The sequence below is a fragment of the Nonomuraea pusilla genome (assembly GCF_900109355.1).
In the GTDB taxonomy this organism is placed as follows: Bacteria; Actinomycetota; Actinomycetes; order Streptosporangiales; family Streptosporangiaceae; genus Nonomuraea; species Nonomuraea pusilla.
Genome location: NZ_FOBF01000008.1, coordinates 309815 through 322982, shown reverse-complemented (window position 1 = coordinate 322982; position 13168 = coordinate 309815). Strand labels below are relative to the sequence as shown.

Sequence of the window (13168 nt, the reverse complement as noted above, 5' to 3'; positions counted from 1 at the left end):
GATGGCAGCGCTGATGCTGGTCGTCGCGTGCACCCCCGACAAGGCCCGGAACCCCTCGCCGACGCCCTCGGCGGCGCGGCATCCTGTCGCCGACAGGCCTCCCTACCTGTGTCATTTCATTCCGCAGGCAGCCGTGGCGGAGTTGACCGGCTATACCGGTGAGTACACGGAAGGCCCCCGGAAGGGTGCTGCCGCGGGCCCCTTCTGCGTGGTCACCAATGAGGTGCAGACCATTCTCGCCACGGGATACGACCGCTCGGGTGATCGGCAACTGCTGGAAAACTATCTCAAGGCGATGGAAGAGGAAGGCCGGGTGAAACTAGCCCCCGAACTGGGAGCCGGAGAAATAGGTGACGGGGAGATCGCCGGATTCCCGGTCCGCTCGGCGGCCGCCTGGTTCCGCTGCGGAAGAGAGAGACCGCTTGTTCTGATCTCGGTGAAGAAGAATCCTGGGCGGGATCAGGATTATGATCTTGTGCAGTTGGTGAGGATTGCCGAGCGGCGGTTTGCCGAGATGTTCTCGTGTGAGCTCGGCGGGCCGCCGCCCGGCTAGGTGGGTCAGGGGGACGCGAGGCGGCCCAAACCTGGGGGGATCTTGGTGGCCGCGGCGCGGTCCAGCAGGAACAGGGTCCTGCCGCGGCCCCGCGCGCCCGCCGCGGGCACCTGGACGGGCCCTGAGTCGGACAGGGCGAGGCGGACGGCGCCTGACTTCTCCTCGCCGGCGGCCACCACCCAGACCTCGCGGGCCGCCTGGATGGCGGGCAGGGTCAGGGAGATGCGGGTGGGCGGCGGCTTGGGCGAGCCGTGCACGGCCACCACGGGACGGGTGTCGTACAGGGCGGGCAGGCCGGGGAAGAGCGACGCGACGTGCGCGTCGGGACCCATGCCGAGCAGCATCACGTCGAAGGCCGGTACGGGCCCGTGGTCCTCGGGCCTGGAGGCGGCGCGCAGTTCGGCGGCGTACGCCTCGGCCGACTCCTCGGCGGTCATGCCGGAGTCGGGGCCGCGCATGACGTGCACCCGGTCCGGGTCGAGGTCGACGTGGTCGAGGAGCGCCTTGCGGGCGCCGGTCTCGTTGCGTTCGGGGTCGCCGGTGGGCAGGAACCGCTCGTCGCCCCACCAGATGTCGAGGTGGCGCCAGTCCACGGCGTCGCGGGCGGGCGTGTCGGCGATGGCGGCGAGGGTGGCGATGCCCACGCTGCCGCCGGTCAGGACGAGCGACGCCGACCCCGTGGCCGACTGGACGTCCACGAGGCGTGTGATGATCCGCGCCGCCACGGCCTTGGCCAGGACGTCGGCGTCGCGGTGCACGACGACGTTGGGAGTGGTCACTTTCGCCTCACCCCTTGTGGTTGCGGGCGAACCGTTTGACGGCGCCCCCGTAGGTGTCGTCGGGGTCGAGCCGCCGCAGTTCCTCGGCCATCAGCTCGGACGTCTGCCGCCTGGCCAGCGCCACGTTGCGGTCGGGCTGGCCGGGGCGTGACAGGGTGGCGAGCCGGGCGTCGTTCCTGACGACGGACAGCTCCTGCTCGCCCACCTGCAGCCGTACGGCGGCCAGCCCGGGGCCGGCGGAGTCGGCCACCTTGACGGGGACGCCGAGCCGTTCGGCCAGCCAGGCGGCCAGCAGCGGCGCGCTGGGGTGGCCGGGCGCGCCTTCGACGACGCCTTTGCGTACCTTGCCGACGGGCTGGTCGAACGCGGCGGCCAGCAGGCTGCGCCAGGGGGTGAGCCGCGCCCACGCCAGGTCGGTGTCGCCGGGGGCGTACCCCCTGGCGCGGGTCACGAGCGACTTCACCCCGTCGGGGCCGTAGCTGCGGGCGTCGGTGATGCGGCGCTGGGCGAGCGCGCCGATGGAGTCTCTCGACGGCACCTCGGGCGCCGTGCCGGGCCACCACGCGACGACCGGGGTGTCGGGCAGCAGCAGCGGGCTGACGACGGAGTCGGCGTGCTGGGTGAGCTCGCCGTACAGCCGCAGCACCACGACCTCGCCGGGCGTGTTCTCGCCGATGCGCAGTTCGGCGTCGAGCCGGTTCGGCTCGTCGGGCTCGCGGGAGATCACCACGATGATGCGCGACGGGTGCTCGCGCGCCGCCTCGGTGGCGGAGCGCAGCGCGTCGTACTGGTTGCGTTCGTCGCTGACCACGACGAGCGTCAGCACCATGCCGATCGCGGGCGCCCCCATCTGGTGGCGCAGCAGGGTGAACTGGTTGGAGATCTTGCCCGCCGTCGTGTCCGACAGCATGAACGTCGTCACTAGAGTCTCCTCCACACGCGGCCGTCGCGGGCCATCATCGCGTCGGCCGACTCCGGCCCCCACGAGCCGGCCTCGTACGGTTCCGGCTGTCCCTGCGTCGCCCAGAACTCCTCGATCGGGTCGAGGATCTTCCACGACAGCTCGACCTCCCGCTGGTGCGGGAAGAGCGGCGGGTCGCCGATCATCACGTCGAGCAGCAGCCGCTCGTACGCCTCGGGCGACGACTCGAGGAACGACTCGCCGTAGGCGAAGTCCATGGAGACGTCGCGCACCTCCATCGCGGTGCCGGGCACCTTAGAGCCGAACCTGACCGTGATGCCCTCGTCCGGCTGCACCCGGACGACGAGGGCGTTCTGGCCGAGGATCTCGGTGTCGTCCTTGCTGAACGGCAGGTGCGGCGCGCGCTGGAACACCACGGCCACCTCGGTGACGCGGCGGCCGAGCCGCTTGCCGGTGCGCAGGTAGAACGGCACGCCCGCCCACCGCCGGTTGGCGATCTCGAGCTTGACCGCGGCGTACGTCTCGGTGGTGGAGGTGGGCGGGATGCCCTCCTCCTGCAGGTAGCCGACGACTTTCTCGCCGCCCTGCCAGCCGGCGGCGTACTGGCCGCGCGCGGTGTAGAGCGCCAGGTTGGACGGCAGCCGCACCGCCTTGAGCACCTTCTCCTTCTCGCGGCGCAGCGCGGAGGCGTCGAAGGAGGTCGGGTCCTCCATGGCGACGAGCGCGAGGAGCTGGAGCAGGTGGTTCTGGATGACGTCGCGGGCGGCGCCGATGCCGTCGTAGTAGCCGGCCCGGCCGCCGATGCCGATGTCCTCGGCCATGGTGATCTGGACGTGGTCGACGTAGCCGCGGTTCCAGATCGGCTCGTAGAGGTTGTTGGCGAACCGCAGCGCCATGATGTTCTGGACGGTCTCCTTGCCCAGGTAGTGGTCGATCCTGAAGATCGAGCTCTCCGGGAAGGCGGACGTGGTGATCTCGTTCAGCGCGTGCGCCGACTGCAGGTCGTGCCCGAACGGCTTCTCGATGACGACGCGGCGCCACGACCCGGGCGGGGCGTCGGCGAGGCCGGTGCGCTTGAGCTGCTCCACCACGACGGGGAAGAACTTGGGCGGCACCGAGAGGTAGAACGCGTAGTTCCCGCCGGTGCCGCGGGTCTCGTCGATCTCGGCGAGCGCCATCGCGAGCGCGTCGAACGCGCCGTCGTCGGAGAACTCGCCGGGCACGAAGTGGATGCCCTCCAGGATCTGCTTCCAGACCTCCTCGCGGAAGGGCGTCCTGGCGTGGGCCTTGACGGCGTCGTGCGTCAGCTGGGCGAAGTCCTGGTCCTGCCAGTCGCGCCGGGCGAAGCCGACGAGGGAGAAACCGGGCGGCAGCAGCCCCCGGTTGCCCAGGTCGTAGATCGCCGGCAGCAGCTTGCGCTTGGCCAGGTCCCCCGTCACGCCGAACAACACCATCACGCATGGTCCCGCCACCCGGGGCAGCCGCTTGTCGCGCGGGTCGCGCAAGGGGTTGGCGGCCGCCGCCTCCATGGTGGTGGCGGTGCCCGCGACGGCGGCGGCCACGGTCATGGCCTCCTCCGCGGGCGCTGCCGGGTCTGTCATGTCAAGCCTCCTGTGCGGCTGCGAGCAGACGCGCGACTCCCGCCGCGCGGTCGGTCAAATGCAGGCGTACGACAGGCCGTCCGCGGGTCTCCAGCGCCTGCAGTTCGCCGAGCGCCCCGGCGAGCTGCAGCCCGCCCAGCGTGTACGGCCGTCCAGGCACCGGGACGTCGTCGTCCACGGCCCCGGTGATCTGCAGGAACACCCCGTTCTGCGGCCCGCCCTTGTGATACTGGCCGGTCGCGTGGAGCGACCTGGCCCCCCATCCGAACGTCACCGGCCGGTTCGTGCGCAGCGCGAGCAGCGGGCGCAGCGTGGCGGCGTCGGCCGCCAGCCACGCGTCGGTCATCTGCTCGAAGTCGGCGCCCTCGGGCACGGGCGCGTCGAACGCCGCGAGCCGGTCGAGGTAGGCGGTGATCGCGAGGTAGCCGTCGTCGGGGACGGCGTGCAGCAGCTCGGCGAACACCCCGGGAAGGTCCTTGGCGGTGACCGGGCCGTGCACCTCGACCGGCCCGTCGACCAGCGCGGGCGCCCCGGCGGGCAGGACGGGCAGCGCGAGCAGCGCGGCGGTGTTCCCCTCCGGCTCCGCCGCGTCGGGCCGGTCGAGCGGCGCGACACCGAGCAGGTGCGCGGCCACGGCCGCGGCGTACTCCCACACGAGGAACTGGGCGCCGAGCGGCCCGTCGACGCGTACGTCGCCGTCGTCGGACTCGATGGCGACGACCAGCTCGTCGCGGGTGTCGTTCCTGTCGGCGCCCACCACCGGCAGGATGCCCCTGCCCTGCTTGCCGGTGAAGCCGGCGACGAGCTGCTCGATCCATTCGGGCAGCCCGCTGGAGGCCGACAGCCGGTCGTCGAGCAGCAGCTTGTCGCGCCCGGCCAGCGCCGCGCCGCCCAGCGCGGCGCCCAGCGCCAGGCCGGGGTTGCCCTCGGCGGACCCCAGCAGCGGCAGCACGTCGGCGGCGTCGCCGAGCAGGCGCTCCACGTCGGCGCCCGCGAGCGCCGCGGGCACGAGCGCGGACGCCGACAGCGCCCGCCCTGGCACGTCCTCGTGGACGACCTCGCGGACGACGCGGTGGCCCCCGCCCACGGCGGCCACGGCGAGCGGCGACCGGGTGCCGGCGACGACCACGATCCGGGCGGCGGGCGCCAGGCCCGCGTCGCGGAAGAGCGCGTCGTACACCCGCAGCAGGCTGTCCTGCTCGACGGCGGGACCCTCGCCGCCGGTGACGACCACCACGGTCGCGTCGAGCCGGTCGGACAGCGCGCGCCGCACCTGGCCGGGGTCGGTCGTGTCGAGGACGGTCAGCGGCACGTCGGCCGTGGCGCAGATCGCCTCGGCCGCCAGGGCCGCCCCGCCGGCGCCGGCCAGCACGACGTTCGTGAGCCCTTCGGCCCGTGCCCGGCCGGCCAGTTCGGCCAGCTCGGGCAGCAGCTCGCGGGGGACGCGCGGCGCCGCCGCCCCCTCGGCCCCCTGCCCCCACAGGGCGGGGTCGCCCGCGGCGAGCCGCTCGGGCACGCCGCCGGACGCGAGCCGCACCGCGGCGGAGGAGGCGGCGGCAGCCACCTCCTCGCCGCGGTAGGACACCTCCATCACGGAACCAGGTTCTTGGTGACGCTCTCGAGCAGTTCGTCCCAGGACGCCTCGAACTTCTGGACGCCCTCCTCCTCCAGCACCGCGACGACGTCGTCGTAGTCGATGCCGGCCTCCTTGAGCGCGGCCATGGTGTTCCACGCCTGCTCGTAGAAGGGGCGCACGGTGTCGCCCGTGATGGCGGCCCGTGCGGCGGTGGCGTCGAGCGTCTTCTCCGGCATGGTGTTGACCGTGCCGGGGGCGACGAGCTGGTCGACGTAGAGCGTCGGGGAGTAGTCGGGGTTCTTCACGCCGGTCGAGGCCCACAGCGGGCGCTGCGGGCGGGCGCCGGCGGCGCGCAGCCGCTGCCAGCGCTCGGAGGCCACGACCTCCTCGTACGCGGCGTAGGCCAGGCGCGCGTTCGCCACGCCGGCCTGCCCCTTCAGCTCCGGCTTGCCCGCCTGGTCGAGCCGCTTGTCGATCTCGGTGTCGACGCGGCTGACGAAGAACGAGGCCACGGACTCGATGGCCGCGAGGTCGAGCCCCTTGGCCTGGGCGGCCTCGAGGCCGGCGAGCCAGGCGTCCATGACCGCGCGGTAGCGCTCCAGCGAGAAGATCAGCGTGACGTTGACGCTGATGCCCTCGGACAGCGCCTGCGTGATCGCGGGCAGGCCCTCCTGGGTGGCCGGGATCTTGATGAACAGGTTCGGCCTGTCGACCAGCCACCACAGGGCGCGGGCCTCGGCCACCGTCTTCTCGGCGTCGCGGGCCAGGCGCGGGTCGACCTCCAGCGACACGCGGCCGTCGACCCCGCCCGTGGCGTCGTACACCGGGCGCAGCACGTCGGCGGCCCAGCGGATGTCGTACGTGGTGATGGCGCGCACGGCCTCCTCCACGCTGACCCCGCGCACGGCGAGGTCGTGCATCTGGGCGTCGTAGGCGTCGCCCTTGCCGAGCGCCGAGGCGAAGATCGTCGGGTTGGAGGTGACGCCGACCACGTTCTTCTCGCGGATCAGCTGCTCCAGGTTGCCGGTGCGCAGCCGCTCGCGGCTGATGTCGTCCAGCCAGATGGAGACGCCCTGGCCGGTCAGCTTGTTCAGGTTCTCGCTCATTGTCAGTTTCCCGTCGTCTCGCCCTTGTCCTGGCCCAGCTTCGCGAGGCTGGCCCTGGCCGCCGCGGCCACCCGCTCCGCCGTCAGCCCGAACTGCTCGTACAGCGTCCTGTACGGCGCGGAAGCGCCGAAGTGCTCCAGGCCGACCACCTCGCCGCACTCGCCGACGAAGGCGTGCCAGCCCAGGGAGACGCCCGCCTCCACGGCGACCCGCGCCTTGATCGACGAGGGGAGGATGGTCTGCTTGTAAGCAGGGTCCTGCCCGTTGAACCACTCGACACACGGCATCGACACGACGCGCGTCGGGATGCCCTGCGCCTCCAGCAGCTCACGGCCCTGGACGGCCAGTTCGACCTCGCTGCCGGTGGCGATCACGATGACCCTCGGCTCGCCGGTGGACGCCTCGCGCAGCACGTAGCCGCCGCGGGCCACGCCCTCGGCGGTGGTGCCCTCGTAGACCGGCAGGTTCTGGCGGGTCAGGGCCAGCGCGGCGGGCCTGTCGGTGTGCTCCAGCACGGCCTTCCACGCGTACGCGGTCTCGTTGGCGTCGGCCGGGCGGACGACGTCGAGGCCGGGGATCGCGCGCAGCGACCACAGGTGCTCGATGGGCTGGTGGGTGGGGCCGTCCTCGCCGAGGCCGATGGAGTCGTGCGTCCAGATGTAGACGACCGGCAGCTTCATCAGGGCCGCCAGGCGCACGGCCGGGCGCATGTAGTCGGAGAAGACCAGGAAGGTGCCGCCGTACGGGCGGGTGCCGCCGTGCAGCGCGATGCCGTTCAGAATCGAGCCCATCGCGTGCTCGCGGATGCCGAAGTGCAGCGTGCGGCCGTACCGGTTACCCGGGAACTCCTTGGTCTGGTACTCCTCGGGGATGAAGGACGGCTCGCCCTTCATCGTGGTGTTGTTCGACTCGGCCAGGTCGGCCGAGCCGCCCCACAGCTCGGGCAGCACCGGGGCGAGCGCGTTCAGCACCTCGCCCGAGGCCTTGCGGGTGGCCACGGAGGAGCCGGTCTCGAAGGACGGCAGCGCCTTGGCCCAGCCCGCGGGCAGTTCGCGGTGGGAGATGCGGTCGAGCTCCTCGGCCCGCTCGGGGTTGGCCGCCCGCCACTGCGAGAAGCGCTTCTCCCACTCGGCGTGGGCCGCGCGGCCCCGCTGCGCCACGGCGTGGGCGTGCGCGAGCACCTCGTCGGGCACGTCGAACGTCTTGGCAGGGTCCATGCCCATGACCTGCTTGGTGGCGGCCACCTCGGCGTCGCCCAGGGCGGCGCCGTGGATCTTGCCGGTGTTCTGCTTGTTCGGCGACGGCCAGCCGATGATCGTGCGCAGCCGGATGAACGACGGCCGGTCGGTCTCGGCCCTGGCGGCCTCCAGCGCGTCGTAGAGGGCCTGGACGTCCTCGGCGTACTCGCCGCCCGCCGTCCAGTCCACGCTCTCGGTGTGCCACCCGTACGCCTCGTACCGCTTGAGCACGTCCTCGGACTTGGCGATGAGGGTGTCGTCCTCGATGGAGATGTGGTTGTCGTCGTAGATGACGACGAGGTTGCCCAGCTTCTGGTGGCCGGCGATCGCGCTGGCCTCGTGGCTGATGCCCTCCTCGATGTCGCCGTCGCTCACCAGGCACCAGATGTGGTGGTCGAACGGCGAGGCGCCGGGCTCGGCGTCGGGGTCGAACAGGCCGCGCTCGCGGCGGGCCGCCATCGCCATGCCGACCGCGTTGCCCAGGCCCTGGCCGAGGGGGCCCGTGGTGGTCTCGACGCCGGCGGTGTGGCCGTGCTCGGGGTGGCCGGGCGTCAGGCTGTCCCACTGGCGCAGGCGCCTGAGGTCGTCGAGCGTGAGGCCGTAGCCGGACAGGTAGAGCTGGATGTAGAGGGTCAGGCTGGAGTGGCCGCAGGACAGCACGAAACGGTCGCGCCCGAGCCAGGAGGGGTCGGTCGGGTCGTGGCGCATGACCCGCTGGAACAGCAGGTAGGCGGCGGGGGCCAGGCTCATCGCGGTGCCGGGGTGACCCGAGCCCGCCTTCTCCACAGCGTCCATCGCCAGGGCTCGAACGACGTCGACCGCACGCTTGTCGAGGTCGGTCCATTCAAGGGCTGGCACGAGTTCGGTGCTCAAGTGCTCGATCTCCGGAATCTAGTTGTCATTGCTGGTACTGCTTGGCTATCCCGCCCACACGGGACACTAACCGAGTGGAAGCGACGATCGATTCCCGGTCTGCCTCCGGCGTCTCCACGAGCGGGTCAAGCCCCCCATTGGCCGGACCGGCCGCCCCTGCGACTACAGTTTGTTTGTTCGCAGAGGCGTCACGGCGCCCATCCACGGATCCGCTCTATTCAGAGGTTACGCGTTGACCCCGCACTTGCTGGAAGCGCCTTGACGGTGCTGACCAACAGGCAGACGACGGCCCCCGCCACCAGCGCGGACGAGCCGCGCACCTTCGGCATGGTCGTCAAGGCCTACATCGCGCTCACCAAGCCGCGGATCATCGAGCTGCTGCTGATCACGACGCTGCCGGTGATGTTCCTCGCGGCGGGCGGCCTGCCGCCGCTGTGGACGTCCGTGTCTGTCATGGTGTTCGGCACCCTATCGGCGGGCAGCGCCAACGCGCTCAACTGCTACGTGGACCGCGACATCGACCAGAAGATGCGCCGCACCAGGCGCCGCCCGCTGGCCAGGCACCAGGTGTCGCCGCGCGGCGCGCTGATCTTCGGCGTCGTGCTCGGCATCCTGTCCGCGACGGGGCTGTGGCTGACGACGAACCTGCTGGCCGCGCTGCTGTCCACCGCCGCGATCCTCTTCTACGTCCTCGTCTACTCGATGCTGCTCAAGCGGCGCACCCCGCAGAACATCGTCTGGGGCGGCATCGCGGGCTGCATGCCGGTCCTGATCGGCTGGGCGGGCATCACCGACCGGCTCGACTGGGCGCCGCTGGTGCTGTTCGGCGTGGTGTTCTTCTGGACGCCGCCGCACACCTGGACCCTCGCCATGCGTTACAAGGAGGACTACGCGGCGGCCGAGGTGCCGATGCTGCCGGTGGTGGCCACCGAGCGCCGCGTGATCATGGAGTCGATCGCCTACACCTGGGCGACGGTGCTGTGCTCGCTGCTGCTGTGGCCGGTCGCGCACACCACGCTGTTCTACCCGGCGGTCGCCGGGGTGCTGGGCGTGCTGTGCCTGTGGGAGGTCCACCGCCTGCTGGCCAGGCTCAACGCCGGCAAGACGGGCGTGGCGCTGCGCCCGATGCGCTTCTTCCACTGGTCCAACGCCTATCTGGCGCTGCTCTTCCTCGCCGTCGCGATCGACCCGCTGCTCGCCTGACCCGTACGGGGGCGTTGCGGCGGGTCCTCGCATGCTCCTATAGTGCACATATGAATAGCTCTTCAGGTGTTGTAGCCGCGCTGGACGGCTGCGTGGTGCAGGAACCCGACGCCGACAGGGTCGCCGCCACCCGCGACCGCCTGGTGACGCCCGAGGAGGCCACCCGGCTGGCCGAGCTGTTCCGCCTGCTCGGCGACCCCACCCGGGCCCGCCTGATGTACGCCCTGCTGGAGGCGGGCGAGCTGTGCGTGTGCGACCTGGCCGACGCGGTCGAGGTCACCGACACGGCCGTCTCCCACGCCCTGCGCCTGCTGCGCACCGCGGGCATCGTGGCCAGCCGCAGGGCAGGCCGGATGATCTACTACCGGCTCGCCGACGCCCACGTGCGCATGCTGCTCGACCTCAGCCGCGAACACCTCAAGGAGACGGGATGAGCGCCGGACACGGGCACGGGCACGGGCACGGTCACGGGGTGAGCGCGAACGCCGACCGTCGCTACCTGGCCGGCGCGCTCGCGCTCATCCTCGCCTACATGGCGGCCGAGGTGGTCGCGGGCATCGCCGCCAACTCCCTGGCGCTGATCTCCGACGCCGCCCACATGCTCACCGACGCCAGCGCGATCGCCCTGGCGCTGATCGCCATGCGCATCGCCGCGAGGCCGGCGCGTGGCGCGTACACGTTCGGGTGGAAGCGCGCCGAGATCCTCTCCGCGCAGATCAACGGCCTGACGCTGCTCCTGCTGGTCGCGTACTTCGTCTACGAGAGCGTGCGCAGGCTCGCCGAGCCGCCCGAGGTGCAGGGGCCCGTGGTCGTGGTCACGGCGGTGGCGGGCATCGTGGTCAACGCGGCCGCCGCCTGGCTGCTGTCGCGGGCCGACCGGCGCAGCCTCAACGTCGAGGGCGCCTTCCAGCACGTGCTCAACGACATGTACGCCTTCATCGCCACCGCCGTCTCCGGCGTGGTGGTCTGGCTGACCGGCTTCACCCGGGCCGACGCGATCGCCGCGCTCGTCGTGGCCGCCCTCATGCTGAAGGCGGGCTGGGCGCTGCTGCGCGACTCGGCCCGGGTGCTGCTGCAGGCCGCGCCCAGCGACCTCGACCCCGACGAGATCGGCCGGGTCCTGGCCGCGGACCCGGACGTCGTGGAGGTGCACGACCTGCACGTCTGGACGGTGACGAGCGGCTACCCCACCCTGTCGGCGCACGTCATCGTGGCGCGCGGCTCGGACTGCCACCGGGTGCGCACCCGGCTGGCCGACCTGCTGCACGAGCGGTTCGCCATCGGCCACACGACGCTCCAGGTCGACCACGGAGAGCCCGACCGCGAGCGGCACTGCGTCGATCCGCACGGCCCCCGCCACCTGGGAAGGACACCGGGCACCTGATCCGTTAAAGTCACCGTATGGCGACCCGTGATCCACGCTGGGTGTTCAAGGACCGCCCGTCGTTCGCGTTGATCACCGGGCTGGTCGTCACCGGCATCTGCGCTCTCGTCTCGTTCTCGTTCGACGTGCTCAACGGCGAGCCGGTGCAGTTCTTCATCGCGCTGGTGCTGGCGCTCGCGCCGGTGCCGCTGCTCCTCGCGGCCGTGCTCGCGCTCGACCGCATGGAGCCCGAGCCGCGCAGCAACCTCGCCTTCGCCTTCGCCTGGGGCGCCGGCATCGCCGTGCTGGTCGCGGGCGTCGTCAACTCGCTCAACCTGCACTACATCATCGACACGGCCAAGCTCTCCGAGGCCAGCGCCCGCAACATCGCCGCCACGTTCGGCGCCCCCGTCGTCGAGGAGACGATGAAGGGGCTGGTGCTGCTCGGCCTGCTGCGCTTCCGCCGCGCGGAGCTGGACGGCCCCACCGACGGCATCATCTACGCCAGCATGGTGGGGCTGGGCTTCGCCATGAGCGAGAACGTCAGCTACTACATCGCCGCGCTCAACTCCGCCAACGGCTCCGGCGTCAGGGACCTCGCGGTGACCGTGGTGCTGCGCGGCATCCTGTCGCCGTTCGCGCACCCGCTGTTCAGCTCGATGATCGGGGTGGGCGTGGCGTACGCGGCCCTGCGCAACGGGCCCGACCGGGTGTTCGTCGTGCTGGCCGGGTGGTCGGGCGCCATGGTGCTGCACGGCCTGTGGAACGGTCTCGCGTCGTACGGCGGGCTGCCCGGCCTGGTCACCGCGTACCTGACGCTGCTGGTGGTGCTGGTCGTGCTCATCGGCGTGGTGTTCAGGGACCGGCGGCGCATCGTGGCGCTCATCCAGCGCTACCTTCCGCCGTACGAGCCGACCAAGCTGGTGGGCGAGGCCGACATCCACATGCTCTCGACGATCTCCCGCAGGCGGCGGGCCAGGCAGTGGGCCAAGGCCCACGGCGGCAAGCAGGGGCTGCGCGCCATGCGCGACTACCAGCTCGCCGCCACCGAGCTGGGCCTGCTGCACGAGCGCGCGGCCCGCCACGTGGTGGACGAGCAGACCTTCCACGAGGAGCAGCGGGCGCTGCTGGAGTGCATGAGCGCGGCCCGCGCCGGCTTCCCGCCCCCCGTGCCCGTGCGGCCGACCAGGACGAGGAGGAGGACGCCGCCGCCCGGCTACGCGCCCGGTTGAGCGCCGGGAGGCGGTCCGGGCCGCGAGAGGATCGTCGTCAGCGACACCTCGCGGGGCCCCGGGTAGACGGGGTCGGAGTTCAGCACGCGCGCGTCGGCGAACGCCTTGGCGGTGGCGAGCAGCTCGCGCGCGGCGTACACGTACGTCGGGCCGGCGAACGCCCGGCTGGAGTCGTCGCCCGCGCCGAACGCCTCGAGCCCCGCCGTGCGGCACAGCGCGACGGCCCTCGGCAGGTGGAAGACCTGCGTGACGACGGTGACGCGCTCGGCGCCGAACACCCTGCGCGCCCTGACGCAGGAGTCCCAGGTGTCGAAGCCGGCGTAGTCGAGCACCATGGCGGCGTCGGGCACGCCCTTGGCCCGCAGGTAGTCGCGCATCGCGCCGGGCTCGTCGTACGCCGTGGTGCTGTTGTCACCCGACAGCAGCAGCGCCCTGACCCGGCCGGCCCGGTAGAGGTCGGCGGCGATGTCGAGCCTGCGCGCCAGCATGGGGCTGGGCCTGCCGGCCGCGAGGCCGGCGCCGAGCACGAGCGCGGCCTGCGCCGGGGGCGTGCGCTCCAGCCAGCCGGGGGCGCCGGCGGTGACGCGGTGGCCGGAGCTGGTGAGCCAGGCCCAGGTCATGGGCGCCAGGGCGAGCACGCTGAGGAGCACGAGCCCCTGGTACGCCCGCCGCAGCGTCCTGCGATCGGGGCGGACATCTCCCAGCAAATCGCACCCCTCTCG

12 protein-coding genes are annotated in these 13168 nt (G+C 72.1%); 5 read left to right on the top strand and 7 right to left on the bottom strand.

What is annotated here, in order from left to right:
• Position 1 precedes the first annotated feature (1 nt).
• Positions 2–553, top strand: coding sequence for a hypothetical protein (locus BMX74_RS19560; RefSeq protein WP_091101951.1), 552 nt, complete (start codon positions 2–4; stop codon positions 551–553).
• A gap of 5 nt (positions 554–558) precedes the next feature.
• Here the strand turns inward: BMX74_RS19560 and pgl are convergent, their stop codons facing one another.
• The 6 genes from pgl to tkt all read right to left on the bottom strand — a co-directional run bounded on the left by pgl (position 559) and on the right by tkt (position 8570).
• Positions 559–1332: a 6-phosphogluconolactonase gene (gene pgl, locus BMX74_RS19555; protein WP_055500928.1), complete on the bottom strand. Its 774-nt coding sequence runs from the start codon at positions 1330–1332 to the stop codon at positions 559–561.
• 7 nt (positions 1333–1339) lie between these two features.
• Positions 1340–2254: a glucose-6-phosphate dehydrogenase assembly protein OpcA gene (locus tag BMX74_RS19550; RefSeq protein WP_091101949.1), complete on the bottom strand. Its 915-nt coding sequence runs from the start codon at positions 2252–2254 to the stop codon at positions 1340–1342.
• Complete coding sequence (gene zwf, locus BMX74_RS19545) at positions 2254–3783, bottom strand: glucose-6-phosphate dehydrogenase (protein WP_201784529.1); 1530 nt, start codon at positions 3781–3783, stop codon at positions 2254–2256. The genes BMX74_RS19550 and zwf overlap by 1 nt, the downstream gene beginning before the upstream one ends.
• Before the next feature lie 73 nt (positions 3784–3856).
• On the bottom strand, positions 3857–5446 hold the full coding sequence (locus tag BMX74_RS19540) for a glucose-6-phosphate isomerase (protein WP_091101947.1): 1590 nt from the start codon (positions 5444–5446) through the stop codon (positions 3857–3859).
• Positions 5446–6537 carry a transaldolase gene (gene tal / locus BMX74_RS19535; protein WP_055500931.1) on the bottom strand — a complete coding sequence of 364 codons (1092 nt, stop codon included), beginning with the start codon at positions 6535–6537 and terminating at the stop codon, positions 5446–5448. Before tal ends, BMX74_RS19540 begins: the two co-directional genes overlap by 1 nt.
• Before the next feature lie 2 nt (positions 6538–6539).
• Complete coding sequence (tkt, locus tag BMX74_RS19530) at positions 6540–8570, bottom strand: transketolase (RefSeq protein ID WP_236714729.1); 2031 nt, start codon at positions 8568–8570, stop codon at positions 6540–6542.
• Positions 8571–8906: 336 nt separating this feature from the next.
• Between tkt and BMX74_RS19525 the strand changes: the two genes are divergently transcribed.
• From BMX74_RS19525 to BMX74_RS19510, 4 genes are read left to right on the top strand one after another with little or no spacing between them, the layout of a single operon-like run.
• A complete protein-coding gene (locus tag BMX74_RS19525) occupies positions 8907–9851 on the top strand; it encodes a heme o synthase (RefSeq protein WP_082534551.1) in 945 nt (314 codons plus the stop codon).
• Between the two features lie 50 nt (positions 9852–9901).
• The gene (locus BMX74_RS19520; protein WP_091101944.1) at positions 9902–10285 is read left to right on the top strand and encodes an ArsR/SmtB family transcription factor; all 384 of its coding nucleotides are present in this window, start codon (positions 9902–9904) and stop codon (positions 10283–10285) included.
• Positions 10282–11235, top strand: a complete 954-nt coding sequence (locus BMX74_RS19515; protein WP_055500934.1) for a cation diffusion facilitator family transporter — start codon at positions 10282–10284, stop codon at positions 11233–11235. Before BMX74_RS19520 ends, BMX74_RS19515 begins: the two co-directional genes overlap by 4 nt.
• Before the next feature lie 17 nt (positions 11236–11252).
• Complete coding sequence (locus BMX74_RS19510) at positions 11253–12446, top strand: PrsW family intramembrane metalloprotease (RefSeq protein WP_055500935.1); 1194 nt, start codon at positions 11253–11255, stop codon at positions 12444–12446.
• Here BMX74_RS19510 and BMX74_RS19505 read toward each other — a convergent pair.
• Positions 12431–13153 (bottom strand): SanA/YdcF family protein, encoded by a 723-nt coding sequence (locus BMX74_RS19505; protein WP_256257026.1) that lies wholly within the window; start codon positions 13151–13153, stop codon positions 12431–12433. The two genes, BMX74_RS19510 and BMX74_RS19505, sit on opposite strands and share 16 nt — an antisense overlap.
• Positions 13154–13168 lie beyond the last annotated feature (15 nt).